Origin of the sequence: Microbacterium sp. APC 3901 (assembly GCF_030407765.1) — a bacterium.
GTDB lineage: Bacteria > Actinomycetota > Actinomycetes > Actinomycetales > Microbacteriaceae > Microbacterium.
Genome location: NZ_JASDCU010000002.1, coordinates 72,635 through 89,774, shown reverse-complemented (window position 1 = coordinate 89,774; position 17,140 = coordinate 72,635). Strand labels below are relative to the sequence as shown.

The following is a 17,140-nucleotide window of genomic DNA, read 5'->3' as shown; positions in this document are numbered from 1 at the left end:
GATCAGCCGCGCACGCTTCCTGCGGTGAGCCCCGCTCGCCAGAACCGCTGGAGCGACAGGAAGACGATCGCGATCGGGATGACCGATACGAGTGAGCCGACGACTGTGAGGATCTGGAGGCCGGGGATCGTGATCGATGCCTGGCTCCATCCGGTGAGTCCGACGGTGAGCGGCATGAGGGACGAATCGGTGAGCACCAGCAGCGGCAGGATGTAGCTGTTCCAGCTGCCGAGGAATGCGAACAGGAGAACCGTCACCATTCCGGTCGACATCAGGCGCAGACCGATTGTGCCGAAGATGCGGAACTCGCCTGCTCCGTCGAGCCGAGCGGCCTCGATGAGCTCATGAGGGACGGAGGATTGCGCGTAGATGAAGCACAGCAGCACGCCGAACGGATAGACCAGCGCGGGTAGCAGCAGACCGAGATAGGTGTTGTTCAATCCCATGCCCACGAGCAGCACATACGTCGGCTGCGCGATGACGGTGCCGGGGACGAGCAGGCTGCCGAGGATCACTGCGACCAGGGTGCTTCGGCCACGGAAGCGATACACGGCCAGGGCGTAGCCGGTCACCGCGCACACGAGCGTGGTGAAGGCCGATCCGATCACCGAGTAGATGATCGAGTTCAGACTCCACCGCCAGAAGATGCCGCCGTCGTAGGAGCTGAGCGCGGCGAGGTTCTCCCAGAGGTGCCAGTCGGCGAAGGCGAAGCCGGGGGTGGAGAAGAGATCGCCGGTCGACTTCGTCGAGGCGATGACGAGCCAGAGCACGGGGATGAGGAAGTACGCGGCGACGATCACCATCACCGCGGTCACGAGGACCATCCATCCGCGGTGCACCCGATCGCCGTTCACGAATGTCGAGCGTCGGCGTCGAGGCGAATCTATGGTGACCGCAGTGCGGGTGTTCAGAGCGGCAGTGGACGTGAGAGTGTCAGATGCCATCGGAGGCCGCCTTCGTCGTTCGCCTGTTCGCGGCGAGCAGGATGAGGGACACGATCAGGGTCGCGAGGCCGAGGATCACAGCCATCGCGGACGAGAGGTTCGGGTCCTTGCCGAGAGTGGATGCCGCATAGATCGCCATGTTCGGGGTGAAGTCGCTCGGGATGTTCGAGGTGATCGACTGGAGGACCTGCGGTTCGTTGAACAGCTGAAGAGTGCCGATGACGGACGACAGGGTGGTCAGCAGCACCGCGGGAGCGATCATCGGCAGCTTGATCTGCAGTGCCGTGCGGATCTCGCCGGCGCCGTCGATGCGCGCCGCCTCGTACATCTCTCGTGGCACCGATTGCAGCGCCGCGAACAGGATGATCATGTTGATCCCGATCAGCGACCACAGGTTGATGTTCCCGATGGACCACCACACCGTTCCCGGACCGAGCAGGTTCGCGTCGATTCCCAGAGATGAGAGGAACTGCAGGATCGGGCTGACCGAGGGCTGGTACAGGAACCCCCAGAGCAGGGCCGCGATCACACTGGGGACTGCGTAGGGCAGGAAGAGGGCGAACTGGAAGAACCGCTTGGCCTTCACCAGTGCCGTGTCGAACAGCAGGGCGAGGGTGGCGGCGATGACCATCATGACCGGCACCTGGACGGCACCGTACAGCAGCACCTTCGGGAATCCGAGCAGGAAGTCGCGGTCGGCGAACGCCCGGAAGAAGTTGTCGAGGCCGGCGAACTCGATGCTGGACCCGCCGAATCCGAGACCGCTCGACTGTCGGGAGAAGAGGCTGTTGACCACGCCGACCACGATCGGTGCGACGAGGAAGACGAGGAACAGGATCACGAAGGGGGCGACGAACGCGTACGGGATCCATGGCCTCCCGGCGCCGGAGAACCGGCGCCGGGAGGACGAGGCGGATGTGGTGGTCACGACCAGGTCACTCCGAGACGCTGAGGCCGCGCGATTCGAGATCGGCGACTCCGGCGGCCTGTGCGATGTCGAGCGCTTCGAGGAAGGTCTGCTGGCCCGCGACCACCTTCGCGAACTCGTCGAGGAGCGCGGTCTGGATCGTGCCGTAGTTGGGACCCTCGACCCAGGTGTCCGGAGTCTGCTTGGCGGACTCGATGAAGACGTCGTTGATGACCTGGCCGCCGTAGAACTCGGATTCCTGTCGCAGCGCAGGCGATTCCAGTCCGTTCGTGGTGGAGGGGAAGAGTCCGCCGACGGTGATCAGTGCTTCCTGCGTGTCGTCCGAACCGTTCAACCAGGCCGCGAACTTCGCAGCGGCCTCGGCGTTCTCGGTGTTCTTCAGAACGACGACGGCCGCACCGCCCGAGTCGCCGGAGTTCTCGGAGCCGGCGTTCTTCGGCATCGAGGCGACACTCCACTTCTCCGTGAGGTCTGCGGTGTTCTCGGCGAGGATGCTCGGGAACCATGCAGCGTAGGTGATCGTCGCGATCTTCCCGCTGTTGACGAGAGCCCAGTATTCGGGCGTCCACATCAGCTCGGTGGTGACGAGGTCCTCGTCGAGGAGGGTCTGCCAGCGTTCTGCGACGAGCTGGCTGCCTTCGTCGTTCACTCCGACAGTCCAGGCATCGCCGTCGATCCCGTACCAGCTGCTCTCAGCCTGCTGGATCTCCTGCGCCCACTGACCGATCTCGCCCGGAGAGAGGTTCGCGATATGCAGATCGGGGTTCGCGGTCTTCAGGGTGCGAGCGGCCTCGAGGTACTCGTCCCACGTCTCGGGGAATTCGAGTCCGTACTCGGCGAAGATGTCGGTGCGGTACATGGTTCCGGCGGGGCCGATTCCCTGCGGGATGCCGAAGACGCGACCGTCGAACGAGACGGCCGACCAGGAGGCCGGGGTGTAGTCGTCGGCGTATTCGGAGACGTAGTCGGTGATGTCGACCACGCGCTCGGTGATCACGTACTCCGGCAGCGTGTGGGTCGAGAGCTGAACCAGATCAGGGCCCTGGCCGGCGTCGACCGCGGCCTCGACCTTCTGCCCGTCGTCGCCGGTCATCCGGTGGAAGTCGACCTGGATGTCCTCGTTCTCGTCGTTCCACTGGGCGACGAGGTCTTCGAGTCCAGGGACCCAACCCCAGAAGTCGATCGTCACGGGTTCGCCCGCGGCGTCATCGGCAGGCCCTCCTGCGCAGGAGGAGAGAGCGGAGACGGCGAGCGCGGGAGCGAGCAGCGCGGCGGCCCAACGTGCGGCGGTCCGCTTGCGGTGGCGGATCGATGTCATGGGACGGTTCCTTTCAGACGGCGGTGTCGGTGACCCAGGGGGCTTCATCGCCAGGAGGAGCCGGGTCAAAGGGTGGTGGTGCTATTTTGTATTTTGCTGAAACATAAAGTCAAGCGAGAATCTGAAATTGATCCGATGTATGTCGAGGAGGAACGATGCCGTTGACCGACCTGCCCCTGGAGCAGCTCCGCGAATACCGACCCGAGGTGGCCGAACCCGTCGACTTCGACAGCTTCTGGCAGCAGACGGTCGACGAGGCGCGCGCGGCCGGAGGCGAAGCGACGCTGGTGCCGGCGCGGACGCCGATCCGAGAACTCATCGTCGAGGATCTGACGTTCCCCGGGTTCGGTGGAGAGCCGGTGAAGGCCTGGGTCACGCGCCCCCATGTCGCCGGCCCTCTTCCGGTCGTCATCGAATACAACGGCTACAACGGCGGGCGCGGCGTCGCGGGTGAGAAGCTCCAGTGGGCCGCAGCCGGATTCGTCCACGTCTTCATGGACACGCGGGGCCAGGGGAGCGGGTGGGGCACCGGCGGAGACACGCCCGACCCGCACGGTTCCGCAGCGTCCGTGCCCGGGTTCATGACCCGCGGCATCAGCGATCCGATGGACTACTACTATCGTCGACTGTTCACAGACGGTGTGCGTCTGGTCGATGCGGTGCGCCTGATGCCCTTCGTCGACGCAACTCGCATCGCCGTCTCCGGTGCGAGCCAGGGCGGGGGGATCGCCTTGGCAGTGGCCGCACTCGTTCCCGATCTCGTCGCAGTGATGCCTGATGTCCCGTTCCTGTGCCACTTCCGTCGATCGGTGCAGCTCACGCCCGATCAGCCGTTTCAGGAGATCACGCGATATCTCGCGGTGCATCGAGATCAGGACGAGCGCGTCTTCCACACCCTCTCGTACTTCGACGGAGTCAATTTCGCGCGTCGCATCACCGCCCCGACGCTCTTCTCTGTCGCGCTGATGGACGGGATAGTCCTGCCGTCCAGCGTCTTCGCCGCCTTCAATCACCTCGCGGCCGAGGAACGCGAGATCACCGTGTACGAGTACAACGGACATGAGGGTGGCCAGACCCATCAGTGGGTCAGACAGGCCGAGTGGCTCGCTTCTCGACTCGCTCCCTGATGACGGCGACGTCGCCCGCAGGCAGGGCGAACCGTCCGTCGGCGCTCTCTCCGGAGATCAGATCCGTACCATCGGCCGGGACGACTGCATCCGTGGTGCCGTGATTGATCAGGAACAGCCACGAGCCGTCGGCGGACACGCGTCTGACCGCCTCGATGTCGTCGGAGGAGGGGAGGCGACGCACGAGCCCGGCGTCGCCCGTGATGCGGTCGACCAGGTCGTCGAACCCCGCGCCGACGAGGCCTGAGATGTGCCAGGCCGCCCCGGCGCCGACGGCGCGGCGCGTGATCGCCGGGAGTCCGTCGAGATCACCGCCGCGGTGGACCTCGACCACGTCGGCCGCCGTCGTTCTGAGACGTGCGGAGATGTCGGCCATCTGCGCACCCGACGACAGGAGCAGCTGTTCACCGTCGAGCAGGGGCACCAGCTCCTCCCCGACGACGCCCAGCATGTCTCGGAACGCCCCGGGGTACCCCCCGACCCGGATCCGGCTGTCGGCGTCGACGATGCCCGAGAGCGGACCGATGACCACTGTCGACCCGCTCCGGACCACGGCCTCGATCGCAGCAACCGTGGCGTCGGTGACGAGGTAGAGCGACGGAACGACGATGAGTGAGCGTCCTGTGAGGTCGGACGTGGGGGGAACGACGTCCGGACCGAAACCGCGCGCAGAGAGGACGTCGAACCACTGTCGGGCGTCCTCGTGGATCGGGTGATCGTGCAGGGGTTTCTGGCCCGCGTGCCAGGCCCAGAGCGAGACGTCGTCGACGAGGATCGCGACCTCGGACCTCTCGCCGAGGCTTCCTGTCAGCTCGTCGAGCTGCGCGAGCCGCCGGCCGAGCTCGACCACCTCCCGCCATTGCCTCGAATCGCTGCCGGCGTGCGGCACCATGGCCGAGTGGAACTGCTCGGCCCCGGAAGCCGAAGCCCGCCATTGGAAGAACAGCGCTCCGTCCGAGCCGTGGGCGATGTGCTGGAGACTGTTGCGGATCATCTCGCCCGGCGACTTGGGCGCGTTGCGTCGTTGCCAGTTCACCGCGGAGGTCGAGTGCTCCATCACCAGCCACGGACGAGAGGGGTCGAGGCCGCGCGTGCGACTGGCGACGAACGCCAGCTCTCGCTCCCTGCGGGGGTCCTCGGCGATCGTGTAGTGGTCGATCGCGACCACGTCCAGATCGTCGATCCACGATGCGTAGTCCGCGACGCTCCCCGAGGGTGACACCATGAGATTCGTGGTGATGGGCGTGGTGACTCCTGCATCGCGCAGCGCATCGCGCTCGAGCCTGAACTGTCCGAGCAGGGCGTCCGAGCTGAACCGGTCGAAGTCGAGGAGCAGAGACGGATTCTGTGCGGACTCACTGTCGAGGGGAGCGGTCACGTCGTCGAAACGGCGGTACCGGTGCCCCCAGAATGCCGTTCCCCAGGCGGAGTTCACGGCGTCTATGTGTTCGTATCGGTTCTCGAGCCACACGCGGAATGCCGACGTAGAGGCCGCGCAATAGCAACGACGGTTCCCGCCCCCCAGCTCGTTGCTGACGTGCCACATCGTCACCGACGGGTGAGCGCCGTAACGCTCACCGAGGCGCTCGGCGATTCGTCGCGCGTATCGTTGCCACACCGGATGGCTGGGGCACCACTGAAGGCGTCCGCCCTGGTGGTATCTGATTCCTCGTCGGTCGACGGGGAGGATCTCCGGATGCTCCCTGTGCAACCAGATGGGTGGGGAGGCGGTCGGCGTCGCGAGGTCGATCGAGATGCCTTCGTTCGAGAGGAGGTCGATGATGCGGTCGAACCAGTCCCAGTCCCACCGGTCGTCGTCCACCTCCAGCAGCCCCCACGAGAAGACCCCGAGGGTGACGATGTTGACCCCGGCCTCGCGCATGAGGGCGACGTCTTCGCGCCAGACCGACTCGGGCCACTGCTCGGGGCTGTAGTCGCCGCCGAAGAGAAGCGATCGGGGAGAGAAGCGGGAGTGATGCGACATCGGATCCTCGGCGGGTCAGAGCACGAGTCGGACCGCACTGACAGCGGCCGCCCAGGCATAGTCTGCGAACTGGAAAGGGTGCAGGTCTATCGGCGGGGCTTCAGCCGCCGGGTCGAGTGCCTCCGCGACAGCGGCGTTGAGAAGCCCGGGAGAGGCGGCCGCGATCGGCAAGCCCTCGCCGGTGATGATCACCTTCTCGATGTCGACGATCGAGACGAGGTTCGCGATCACCACTCCGAGCGCTCTGAGCGCAGCGCCGACGACGACGGAGCATTCCTCGTCGCCCTCGGAGGCCCGACGGAGTATCTCCTCGAACGGGAGTCCCTCGAGCGCGCGCTCGACCGCCGGGATCGTCACGAACGCCGAGACGCATCCCACGTGCCCGCGGTCGCAGGTCGGCCCCGAGTCGGAGACGCGCAGGTGTCCGACTTTGCCCGGATGTCCGTGTGCTCCTCTGATGGGCTCGTCGCCCACGACGAGGCCTGCGCCGATGCCTGCTCCCAGACCGATCAGAGCGAGCGAACTCGCCCCCTTGCCCGCGCCGAACCAATGATGGGCGGCGGTGAGTGACTGCACATCGTTGCCGATCTCGGTCGCCAGTCCCGTGCGGGCCCTGACGAGGTCGGCGAGGGGGACGTTCTCCCAGCCCAGGAAGTGCGATCCGACTATTCGTCGATGTCCCTCCGCTCCGACCACGTCGCCCGCCAGGCACACCCCGACGGCCGAGATGCGGGGGTGGGCGGGCTTCATCTCCTCTAGTACGCGGCCGATGAGATCGACGACATCGTCGATCTCACGGGACGGCAGCGGATGCTCCACGGTGTCGATGACGGTCGCAGAAAGGTCGACGACGGCGGCGTACAGCGCGTCGCCGGTGAGCTTGAAGCCCGCGAACTGGGCGGCGTCCGCGCGCACTCGGAGGGTCTCCGAAGGGCGTCCGCGCCCGGGGCGTGCCTGTGCCTCGCCTTCGGTGACGAAGCCCAGATCGACGAGATCCCGCGACAGTCGCGAGAGAGATGCGCGGGACATCCCGGTGCGGTGCGCCAGCTCCGCGCGTGAACGCGATCCGTGCATGAGGACCTCGAGCAGTACGCTGCGTTGCGCATCGTGCAGGGTCGGCCAGGACCAACTCGGCGTGTGAAGCATGATGAGAGCTTAGCGCCGTATTGCGCTATTTTGTTTCAGCGCGGTACGAAATAGACGACCGAGGGCGACGGAGCCTCGATGGGGGAGGGATTCGAGACCCCGCCGCCGGTCTACGAAGCGATGCGGATCTGGGCGATGACCTCTGAGTACTCGGTCTCGCCGACGGGGGTGAACCCGACTCGCAGGAAGAACGCCTCTGGGCCGTCCTCTCCGGCCTCGTAGATGACGTTGACGTGATCGAAGCCGCGTGCGCGGGCCTCTTCGATCAGGCTCTCGACCGCGAAGCGGCCGACCCCCTTGCCCTGGCCCTCCGCGTCGACGTTGATGCGCCACAGCACCGAGCGGAAGTGCTCTTCCGGAGCTTCGACGTCGAAGTTCGCACTGACGAACCCGACGACCTGGTCGTCTTCGAGGACGACCCGCTGCCAGGAGGTCTGCGGGTTGATGACCGTCGCTGCGATGCCGTAGGACACCGGAGCGAGGAACTGCTCCTGTCCGGGCTTGAGCGACAGGTTGTTCACCGCGACGATCGTCGCAGCGGAGAGTTCGACCATGCGCAGTTCGGACATAGTCACAGGCTAGCCCCTCCCAGCGATCCCGCGCAGAAACCTCGACTTTCGTCAGGGGTTCCGGTGCGCGGGATGCCGGAAGTCGATGTCGACGCCTCCTCGAGGCGAACGTGCGCCGGGAGCGCCTCAGGTATCTTGGTATCGAGACAAATATGCCCTCGCGAACGGAGAACCTCCTGGTGACCGACGACGCCATCATCTACACCTACACGGACGAGGCTCCGGCTCTCGCCACAGCCTCCCTCCTGCCGATCATCAAGGCCTACACGGGGCAGGCGGGCATCGAGGTCGAAACCCGCGACATCTCGCTCGGCGGACGCATCCTCGCCGCATTCCCGCAGAAGCTCGCCCCCGAGCAGCAGGTGGGCGACTCGCTCGCCGAGCTCGGCGGACTCGCGACGCTCCCCGAGGCGAACATCATCAAGCTCCCGAACATCTCTGCCTCGATCCCGCAGCTCAAGGGCGCGATCGCCGAGCTCCAGGCTCAGGGTTACGACATCCCCGACTTCCCGGACGAGCCGACCTCGCTCGAGGAGAAGGACGTCCGCGCACGCTACGACCGCATCAAGGGCTCCGCGGTCAACCCGGTGCTGCGCGAGGGCAACAGCGATCGCCGAGCGCCTCTGGCCGTCAAGAACTACGCCAAGAAGCACCCGCACCGCAACAAGCCGTTCGCGGAGGGTTCGAAGACACGCGTCGCGACGCTGGGTCACGATGACTTCAAGCACAACGAGCGCTCCTGGGTCGCGGCCCACGACGACGTCCTGAGCTTCCGTCACACCGCCGCTGACGGTACCGTGACGATCCTCAAGGAAGGGCTCAAGGTTCTCCCGCGCGAGATCATCGACGCCACGTTCCTCTCGGCCGCGCACCTCGATGCCTTCCTCGCCGAGACGATGGAGACGGCGAAGAACGACGACATCCTCTACTCGGTGCACCTCAAGGCCACGATGATGAAGGTCAGCGACCCGATCATCTTCGGTCATGTCGTGCGAGTCTTCTTCCGGGACGTGTTCGCTCAGTACGGCGACAAGCTCGCTGAGGCGGGTCTCAACCCGAACGACGGCCTCGGGTCGATCCTGTCCGGTCTCGGGGGTATCGCCGGCGGCGAGGAGATCGCCGCAGCCTTCGACCGCGCGCTCGCCGAGGGCCCGCGCGTCTCGTACGTGAACTCCGACAAGGGGATCACGAACCTGCATGTGCCCAGCGACGTGATCGTCGACGCCTCCATGCCCGCGCTGGTCCGCAACGGCGGCAAGCTGTGGGGCGAGGACGGCGGCGAAGCCGACACCCTCGCAGTGATCCCGGACTCCTCGTACGCGAGCGTCTACCAGGCCGTCATCGACGATGTGATCGCGAACGGCCCGCTCGACCCGGCCACGATCGGAACCGTGCCGAACGTGGGGCTCATGGCCCAGGCGGCCGAGGAGTACGGCAGCCACGACAAGACCTTCGAGATCGCCGCTCCCGGCACGGTCCAGGTCCTCGACAGCGAGGGCACCGTCCTGATCGAGCACGAGGTCGGCGCCGGCGACATCTGGCGTGCGACCCAGACCAAGCACATCCCGGTCATGGACTGGGTCAAGCTCGCCGTCACGCGCGCTCGCGCCTCTGGAGTGCCTGCGGTGTTCTGGCTCGACGCCAACCGCTCGCACGACGCGCAGATCATCGCCAAGGTGCACCAGGGGCTCGCGACGCTCGACACCAAGGGCCTCACGATCACGATCCTCGCCCCCGAAGAAGCCACCCGCTACACGCTCGCGCGTATGCGTCATGGCCTCGACACCATCTCGGTGACCGGCAACGTGCTGCGTGATTACCTCACCGACCTGTTCCCGATCCTCGAGGTCGGCACCAGCGCCAAGATGCTGTCGATCGTCCCTCTGCTCGCCGGCGGCGGACTGTTCGAGACCGGCGCCGGAGGATCTGCGCCCAAGCATGTGCAGCAGCTTGTCGAGGAGAACTACCTGCGCTGGGATTCCCTGGGCGAGTTCTTCGCGCTGGCCGCATCGCTCGAGCACTTCGCAGACCGCACGGGCAACGAGAAGGCCCGCGTCCTCGCGGAGACGCTGGACGCCGCGACCGGAACCTTCCTCGAAGAAGACCGCTCTCCCGGTCGTGCTCTCGGCACGATCGACAACCGCGGTAGCCACTTCTACCTGGGCCTGTACTGGGCGCAGGAGCTCGCGGCGCAGACGAAGGACCCCGAACTCGCGGCGTCGTTCGCGCCGATCGCCGCCAGGCTCGCGGAGAACGAGGAGAAGATCGTCTCCGAGCTCAACGCCGTGCAGGGAAAGCCCGTCGAGATCGGTGGCTACTACCGCCCCGACGACGCACTGGTCGAAGCCGTCATGCGTCCGTCGACGACGCTGAACGGCATCGTCGACGCGCTGAGCTGACACGGATCACCGTCAGAGGGGCCGGATGCGCGAGCATCCGGCCCCTCTTCTGGTTCGGGCCTCGACCGCGTTCGACTGCGGCAGGGTGGCAGGGCCGCACGGCGGCGGCAGCGCGGCACGCGAAGGTGCCGCATCCGGTCAGTTCTGAACCGTGACCTCGAGGCCCACAGGGGACCACTCGTAGACGTAGCGCGCGACGTCGATCGGCATGTTCACGCAGCCGTGGCTGCGCGGATTGCCGAAGTCGTTGTGCCAGTAGGTGCCGTGGAATCCCTCGTCACCGTTGAAGTACGTGACCCAGGGGACGTTCGGCGTCTCGGTGATGGAGCCGTCCGGCTCGCGGCTCTTCATGTCCTGCTCACGGAGGTGTGCGTAGACCCGGAAGTTGCCGGTGTCTGTCGGCGTGGTCGACTTTCCTGACGAGATCTTCCAGGATCTGACCGCGACATCGTTCTCGTAGAGCGTGGTGGTCTGCGAGCTGAGGTCGACCACGATGTTGCGCTTCAGATTGACGGATTCGAACGGGGTCTCGGTGACCTCGATGGGGAAGACGCCCTCGCCGGCCTCGAGCTTCGAGGCGACGTCGGATGCGAGGTTCGAGGTGTCGCCGATCGCGCGGCCGTTGGTGCCCTCGGCGACGGTGCGAAGGATCTCGCCCCCGGAGTCGACGATGTTCGTCGCGTTCACGGGTGCCCGGTCGACGGATGCGGGAAGCGCGTCGACCGTCGCTTGGATCGCCGCTTCATCGGGGACGATGCTCAGCTCGCCCTCTTCATCGACGACCGAGAACCAGGTCGAGGCGGTGGCCGGATCGACGGGAACCGTGCGCTCTTCGCCGATGTAGAAGCCGATCGAACCCAGCATCGTGTTCAGCGAGTTGGCGAATGCCGAGGCATCGTCGTCGGTGACGGCGGGGGTCGCTTCGGCCGGAGCGCCGGAGAACTCGAGGCTCTTGCCGCCATCCGCGATCGTCGCGATGATCGCGTCGGTGAGGCCGTCGACGTCCACGGCCGTGCCCGGTGCCGAAGGCGTGATCGCATAGCCTCCGCCCGCGGCGTCGAAGACGACTCCGGCGTCGACCGGGTCCTCGAAGCTCGTCGGCACTGCCTCGCGCAGCGCGGACTCCGCCTGGGCGGGGTCGAGAGTGATCTCGCCGGCGACGGGGTCGCCCATCCATGCGGTGACGTTCCAGAGCGGACGCTCCGCGAAGGCCGCGTCGGCCAGTGCGCTCGCGTCGATCGCTACGCCGAGGTCGGCTCCTGACAGGACGATGTCGTCACCGGCTCCGGTGAGAGTGACCTCGGTCTCGGCGACATGAGCCTCGATGGTCTCGGCGGCGGCACCGGGAGTGAGCCAGCCGACGGGGATTCCGGCGACCGTGGTGCCCGGGGCGATCAGGATCATCGATGCGGCGCCTGCGCCGAGGGCGAGGACTCCCACGCCGAGACCGATCCACAGGCCGAGACGCCTCTTCTTGGGTGCCGGTTCGTTCGGCGCCCAGGCGAGCTCCCGGTCACCGCTGCTCGGCGGCTGGGAGTCGGTGGGGGCATTGCCGGAGTCGCCGGGCGCGACGTTCTGCGGCTGATCACCGGAGGCGGTCGCCTCGGTCAGCTTCTCGGTCTTCGCATCCTGCGCTGAGATCAGATCGGTCACGAACATCACCCCCCGGTTTCTCGCGTGTCCTTACCGATATGCTACGCGATCGCGTATAACGGGGAGGCAACGGTCCGTGGACCTGTGGAGACCGCGCTCGTGTCAGTCGATGACGACCGCGAGGCCGTCGATCTCGACGAGCATCTCCTCACGCGGCAGGCCGGTGAAGACGGTGGTGCGCGACGGCAGGATGCCGCTGGTCGTGTGCGCGGTCACGAAGGCGCCGTACGCGTCGTTCATGATCGCGAAGTCCTCGCGCTTGGTCAGGTACACGCGTAGCATCACGACGTCGTCGAACGTCGCGCCCGAGGCCTCCACGATCGCCTTCACGTTCTCGAGGGTGCGCGTGGTCTGCGCGGCGACATCGCCCGGGAAGAGATACTCGTTCGTCTGGGGATCGACGGGGCCCTGGCCGGAGACCTGCACGATCGGACCCTTGCGGATGCCCTGCGAGAAGGTGTGGGCGGGGGCGGGGGCGGCGTCGGTCGACACTCGGATCTTCGCGGTCATGAGGCCAGCCTAGTAGCCTTGTTAGATGCCTCTACAAATCCCGGATCCTGTTCTCGGCACCTGGGCGAAGGGTTTCCCTTCGCGATCCGCGGGGCTCCGGCTCTCGGAGGTCGCCGGGGCGGGTCTGCACCTCTCCGACCTCGTGACTCCGGTGCTGACGGTGCATGAGGCCGCGCTCGCGCACAACGAGTCGACCGTCTTCGCGTGGGCGGACGAACAGGGCGTGCTCCTCGCGCCGCACGGCAAGACGACGATGGCGCCGGCGCTCTGGCAGCGACTTCTCGACGCGGGGGCGTGGGGCATCTCGGTCGCGACGCCGTGGCAGGCGGAGGTCGCCGTCGAGGCGGGAGCATCCACGGTGCTCATCGCGAACTCGGTCACCGATGGCGCGGCCGCACATCGTCTGGGCGAACTGCTGGGCGCGGATCGCGATCTCCGGATCCTGTGCTGGGCGGACTCCGTCGGCACCGTCGAGATCCTCGCAGACGCCCTCAGCGGAGCCGACCGAGCGCTCGAGGTGCTCGTCGAGCTCGGTGGCAGGGGCGGCCGCACCGGAGCCCGCAGCGTGGAGGAGGGCGAGCGCATCGCGCAGGCGATCCTCGAGGCACCCGGTCTGCGGCTCGCCGGCGTAGCGGGATATGAGGGTCCGTTCGGCCCCGACCGGGAAGACGCTTCCGTCACGGCGGTCGACGCCTATCTGTCGACGCTGGTCGAGCTGCATCGACGCCTCGCATATCCACCCGATGTCCGCCCCGTGCTCAGCGCCGGGGGCAGCGCCTTTCCCGACCGGGCCGCGGCGATACTGGCCCCGCACCGCGACGACGCCGACATCGTGCTGCGATCAGGAGCGTTCCAGATCCACGACGACGGCTTCTATTCGCGCATGTCGCCGTTCGGCCCGCTGACGTCGACGGCGCCTCTGCGATCTGCCATGCATGCCTGGTCGCGCGTCGTCTCCCACCCCGAGCAGGGGCTCGCACTCCTGGATGCGGGGCGCCGCGACGTGCCGTTCGACCTCGACCTGCCCGTTCCTCAGTCGGTCGACGGAAGGATCACGGCCCTCAATGACCAGCATGCGTTCCTCGATCTCGCAGAGGGGGCGAGTGTCGCCGTCGGCGACGTCGTGCGCCTCGGCTTGTCGCACCCGTGCACGGCGTTCGACAAGTGGCGTGTGGTGGCGGTGATCGACGACCCGGATGCGGCGGACCCGCGCGTGATCGGAGCGGTCGCGACATGCTTCTGAGCACGGAGAAGCCGGTGCGGGTGTACCGCAGTGCCACCGTGGTCGACGGCACCGGCGCCGAGAGGTTCCTCGCCGATGTCGCCGTCGAGGGATCGCGCATCGTGGCGGTGATCCGCGAGGGCGACGAGCGCGTTCTGGAGCTGCCCGGGGATGCGGTCGAGATCGTCGCCACGGGGAAGGTGCTGTCTCCCGGCTTCATCGACATGCACGCGCACAGCGAGTTGGCGGTGCTGCAGGGAGCCGGGCACGACGCCAAGATCCTGCAGGGTGTCACGACGGAGGTGCTGGGCCAGGACGGGCTCGGCTACGCGCCGCTCGACGATGCTGCAGCACAGGTGATCCCCGCTCAGATCGCCGGCTGGAACGGCATGCCATCCACTGCCCCCTGGCGCTCGATGGGTGACCTGCTCACCGCGATCGACGAGATGTCGGTGGCCAACGCCGCCGTCCTGGTGCCTCAGGGCAACCTGCGGATGATGGTGGTTGGCCACGAGAACCGCGCGGCGACCGGTGAGGAGATCGCGGAGATGTCCGGCATCCTCGGCGAGGCGCTCGACGCGGGAGCGTTCGGGATGTCGAGCGGGCTGACGTACACCCCTGGCATGTACGCCGACACCGCCGAGCTGGAGGCGCTCTGCCGCGTCGTCGCCGAGCGCGGTGGGTACTGGGCGCCGCACACCCGCAGCTACGGCGGGGGAGCCCTCGACGCCTATCGTGAGGCGCTCGACATCGGGCGCCGTACGGGGTGTCCGATCCATCTGACGCACGCGACGATGAACTTCGCGCCGAACCGCGGGCGCGCGTCGGAGTTGCTGGCGCTCGTGGACGAGGCACTCGACGACGGCGTCGACGTCACTCTCGACACCTACCCCTACCTTCCCGGCGCCACGACTCTGGCCGCACTGCTGCCGAGCAGGCTCGCCGAGAGCGGAGACCTGCTGACCACCCTCGCCGCCCTCGACGAGGCAGGACGCGAGTCCGTGCGCGTCGAACTCGAAGAGATCGGCTGCGACGGATTCCACGGTGAGCGCGCGGACTGGTCGGCGATCCAGATCTCCGGCACCGCCGCGCCCGGCCTCGCAGACCTCGTCGGGCGCACCGTCGAGGAGATCGCCTCCTCGTCGGGCAGACGCGCCGTCGACGTCGTGCTGGACACGATCCTCGAAGACGGCGGCGCGACCGGCATCCTGATGCACATCGGCGACGAGGACAACGTCCGCGCGATCATGCGGCACCCGCGGCATTGCGGCGGCAGCGACGGGATCCTGATCGGCGCCCGCCCGCACCCGCGAGGCCGGGGAACCTTCCCCCGCTATCTCGGTCACTACGTGCGCGAGCTCGGTGTCCTCTCGCTCGAACAGGCCGTGCGGCATCTGTCCGGCACGCCGGCGATGCGGCTGGGCCTCGACCGGGGCGACGCGCCCCGAGGCGTGATCCGCGAGGGAGCGACAGCCGATCTGGTGCTGTTCGACCCCGAGACCATCTCGGCGGGGGCGACCTTCGACGCACCGCACCGGGCGCCGACCGGAATCGACGAGGTGATCGTCGGCGGTGTGCCGGTGGTGCGGGCCGGTCGCACATGCGGCGCGACGCCGGGCCGGGCTCTGAGGATGGCGCCTGCGGCCCATCGCGCGCCCGTCCCGAACATCCGCTCGGTGATCGACCCTGCCGCCGACCCCTTCGAGTGGACGGCTCGCACTCCGGTCACGGCCCCCGACGCGCTCGCACCGAGCGCGGCCCGGCTCGGCGGCCATCACGGGGCTCCGGATTCGACCCCCGCGATCACTCTTCTCGTCGACGAGTCCCTCGCCGACGAGCCGTTCGCCCGAGAGCGCGTGAGCGACGAGGCCTTCCGCGTCACGGTCGCCGCCCACGGGATCGAGGTCGCCGGTGCCACCCCGACCGGTGTGTTCCGCGGTGTCACCCTGCTGCGGCAGCTGCGCGAACCGGGCGACGATCGTGCGCGGATCCCCGCGGGCGTCTGGGAGTCCGCACCGGCCTACGCCTGGCGGGGGGTGATGCTCGACGTCGCGCGGCACTTCCGCCCCGTCGAGGACCTCGAGCGTCTTGTCGATCTGATGGCCGACCATCACCTCACGCACCTGCACCTTCACCTCACCGACGACCAGGGCTGGCGGTTCGAGGTGCCCGGTTTCCCGCGTCTGACGCAGGTGGGCGCTCGCCGCGAGGAGACGCAGCTGGGCCACGGTCCGGGCGCCACCGTCGAGGCGGGGCTGCACGAGGGGTACTACACCGATGCCGCGCTGCGCGGCCTGGTCGCCTACGCCACCGAGAGATTCGTGACGGTCGTGCCCGAGGTCGAGCTGCCGGGGCACATCCAGGCGGGCCTCGCCGCGTATCCCGAGCTCGGCAACACCGACGTCGGCGAGCCCGTGGCGGTGCCGTGGTCGCGCTTCGGCGTGAACCCGCGCACTCTCGCTCCGACGGACGACGCCCTCGCCTTCGGGCGAGCCGCGATCGACGCGCTGTGCGACCTCTTCGACTCTCCCTGGATCGGCATCGGCGGAGATGAGGTCCCCGTGACCGAGTGGGCGCAGAGCGCTGCTGCGCGCGAGCGGATGCGCGAGCTCGGTCTGGCGACTCCGCATGACGTGCAGCCGTGGTTCACCGCGCAGTTCGCGGCGCACGTCCGCAGCCGCGGACGCACCGCCCTCGCGTGGGACGAGGTGCTCGAGGGTGACGTCCCCGACGGCGTGGAGGTCCTCGCGTGGCGGGGCCCTGTCGCCATGAGGGAGGCGCTGCGACGCGGCATCCCCGTGATCGCGTGTCCCGACCTCGAGGTGTATCTCGACTATCCGCAGTCGGAGTCGGGGGAGGAGCCCATCAGGGTCGGGCCGCCGCTGCCGATCGAGCAGGCGTATACGCTGCGCATCGAGGACGGCGCGTCCGGCGGGCAGGCCAACGTGTGGACCGAGCACCTCCCGACGCGGGACCGTGTCGATTTCGCGATGTTTCCCCGTCTCGCGGCGATCGCCGAGCGGCTGTGGGACGGCGGCGAACCTCCCGCGTACGAGGGGTTCGCCCGCAGAATCCCGACCCACCTCAGACGCCTCGCCGAAACGGGGGTGCGGTATCGTCCTCTCGACGGTCCGACGCCATCGCAGAGGCGTCCTGGGGTGCCGGGGAAGCCTCTCACTCGTGACGCGAGGCAGCAGATCGTGGCCGGCCTCGTGGAGCGCTTGTCCGGCACTCAAGGCACCGCCGACGGGGTACTCTCGGCATAATGTAACGTTTCCGTAACCCTCCCTGTGCTACCAGAGGCAGGGGTTGCGAAATTTTTGTTCGTAAGGTCTACTAA

At 67.6% G+C, this 17,140-nt stretch carries 12 protein-coding genes; 4 read left to right on the top strand and 8 right to left on the bottom strand.

Annotation, left to right across the window (positions count from 1 at the left end):
* Positions 1-2 precede the first annotated feature (2 nt).
* The 3 genes from QMA07_RS02005 to QMA07_RS01995 are packed head-to-tail and all read right to left on the bottom strand — an operon-like array spanning position 3 to position 3,190.
* Complete coding sequence (locus tag QMA07_RS02005; RefSeq protein ID WP_290159607.1) at positions 3-944, bottom strand: carbohydrate ABC transporter permease; 942 nt, start codon at positions 942-944, stop codon at positions 3-5.
* Complete coding sequence (locus QMA07_RS02000) at positions 934-1,872, bottom strand: sugar ABC transporter permease (protein ID WP_290159606.1); 939 nt, start codon at positions 1,870-1,872, stop codon at positions 934-936. The genes QMA07_RS02005 and QMA07_RS02000 overlap by 11 nt, the downstream gene beginning before the upstream one ends.
* Before the next feature lie 7 nt (positions 1,873-1,879).
* On the bottom strand, positions 1,880-3,190 hold the full coding sequence (locus QMA07_RS01995) for an extracellular solute-binding protein (RefSeq protein ID WP_290159604.1): 1,311 nt from the start codon (positions 3,188-3,190) through the stop codon (positions 1,880-1,882).
* Between the two features lie 155 nt (positions 3,191-3,345).
* Here QMA07_RS01995 and QMA07_RS01990 point away from each other — a divergent pair, with 155 nt between their 5' ends.
* Positions 3,346-4,317: an acetylxylan esterase gene (locus QMA07_RS01990; protein ID WP_290159602.1), complete on the top strand. Its 972-nt coding sequence runs from the start codon at positions 3,346-3,348 to the stop codon at positions 4,315-4,317.
* On the opposite strand, the gene QMA07_RS01985 is transcribed toward QMA07_RS01990, so the two are convergent.
* From QMA07_RS01985 to QMA07_RS01975, 3 genes are all read right to left on the bottom strand, one after another.
* Positions 4,277-6,301, bottom strand: a complete 2,025-nt coding sequence (locus tag QMA07_RS01985; protein ID WP_290159601.1) for a beta-galactosidase — start codon at positions 6,299-6,301, stop codon at positions 4,277-4,279. The two genes, QMA07_RS01990 and QMA07_RS01985, sit on opposite strands and share 41 nt — an antisense overlap.
* 15 nt (positions 6,302-6,316) lie before the next feature.
* On the bottom strand, positions 6,317-7,447 hold the full coding sequence (locus QMA07_RS01980) for an ROK family transcriptional regulator (RefSeq protein WP_290159599.1): 1,131 nt from the start codon (positions 7,445-7,447) through the stop codon (positions 6,317-6,319).
* Between the two features lie 110 nt (positions 7,448-7,557).
* A complete protein-coding gene (locus tag QMA07_RS01975; RefSeq protein ID WP_290159597.1) occupies positions 7,558-8,016 on the bottom strand; it encodes a GNAT family N-acetyltransferase in 459 nt (152 codons plus the stop codon).
* A 179-nt stretch (positions 8,017-8,195) separates the two neighbouring features.
* Here QMA07_RS01975 and QMA07_RS01970 point away from each other — a divergent pair, with 179 nt between their 5' ends.
* A complete protein-coding gene (locus QMA07_RS01970; RefSeq protein ID WP_290159595.1) occupies positions 8,196-10,415 on the top strand; it encodes an NADP-dependent isocitrate dehydrogenase in 2,220 nt (739 codons plus the stop codon).
* Between the two features lie 138 nt (positions 10,416-10,553).
* Here the strand turns inward: QMA07_RS01970 and QMA07_RS01965 are convergent, their stop codons facing one another.
* Both QMA07_RS01965 and QMA07_RS01960 read right to left on the bottom strand, forming a co-directional pair.
* A complete protein-coding gene (locus tag QMA07_RS01965; protein ID WP_290159593.1) occupies positions 10,554-12,068 on the bottom strand; it encodes a L,D-transpeptidase family protein in 1,515 nt (504 codons plus the stop codon).
* A gap of 102 nt (positions 12,069-12,170) precedes the next feature.
* Positions 12,171-12,578, bottom strand: a complete 408-nt coding sequence (locus QMA07_RS01960; protein ID WP_290159592.1) for a RidA family protein — start codon at positions 12,576-12,578, stop codon at positions 12,171-12,173.
* Between the two features lie 25 nt (positions 12,579-12,603).
* Here QMA07_RS01960 and QMA07_RS01955 point away from each other — a divergent pair, with 25 nt between their 5' ends.
* Positions 12,604-13,821 (top strand): alanine racemase, encoded by a 1,218-nt coding sequence (locus tag QMA07_RS01955; RefSeq protein ID WP_290159590.1) that lies wholly within the window; start codon positions 12,604-12,606, stop codon positions 13,819-13,821.
* A complete protein-coding gene (locus QMA07_RS01950) occupies positions 13,812-17,066 on the top strand; it encodes a family 20 glycosylhydrolase (RefSeq protein WP_290159588.1) in 3,255 nt (1,084 codons plus the stop codon). The genes QMA07_RS01955 and QMA07_RS01950 overlap by 10 nt, the downstream gene beginning before the upstream one ends.
* The last annotated feature ends 74 nt before the right edge of the window (positions 17,067-17,140 follow it).

Excerpts from the sequence above, each read along its gene's own strand:
- QMA07_RS02005 (WP_290159607.1), bottom strand. The coding sequence starts at position 944 with ATGGCATCTGACACTCTCACGTCCACTGCCGCTCTGAACACCCGCACT.
- QMA07_RS01995 (WP_290159604.1), bottom strand. The coding sequence starts at position 3,190 with ATGACATCGATCCGCCACCGCAAGCGGACCGCCGCACGTTGGGCCGCC.
- QMA07_RS01990 (WP_290159602.1), top strand. The coding sequence starts at position 3,346 with ATGCCGTTGACCGACCTGCCCCTGGAGCAGCTCCGCGAATACCGACCC.
- QMA07_RS01985 (WP_290159601.1), bottom strand. The coding sequence starts at position 6,301 with ATGTCGCATCACTCCCGCTTCTCTCCCCGATCGCTTCTCTTCGGCGGC.
- QMA07_RS01980 (WP_290159599.1), bottom strand. The coding sequence starts at position 7,447 with ATGCTTCACACGCCGAGTTGGTCCTGGCCGACCCTGCACGATGCGCAA.
- QMA07_RS01975 (WP_290159597.1), bottom strand. The coding sequence starts at position 8,016 with ATGTCCGAACTGCGCATGGTCGAACTCTCCGCTGCGACGATCGTCGCG.
- QMA07_RS01960 (WP_290159592.1), bottom strand. The coding sequence starts at position 12,578 with ATGACCGCGAAGATCCGAGTGTCGACCGACGCCGCCCCCGCCCCCGCC.
- QMA07_RS01955 (WP_290159590.1), top strand. The coding sequence starts at position 12,604 with ATGCCTCTACAAATCCCGGATCCTGTTCTCGGCACCTGGGCGAAGGGT.
- QMA07_RS01950 (WP_290159588.1), top strand. The coding sequence starts at position 13,812 with ATGCTTCTGAGCACGGAGAAGCCGGTGCGGGTGTACCGCAGTGCCACC.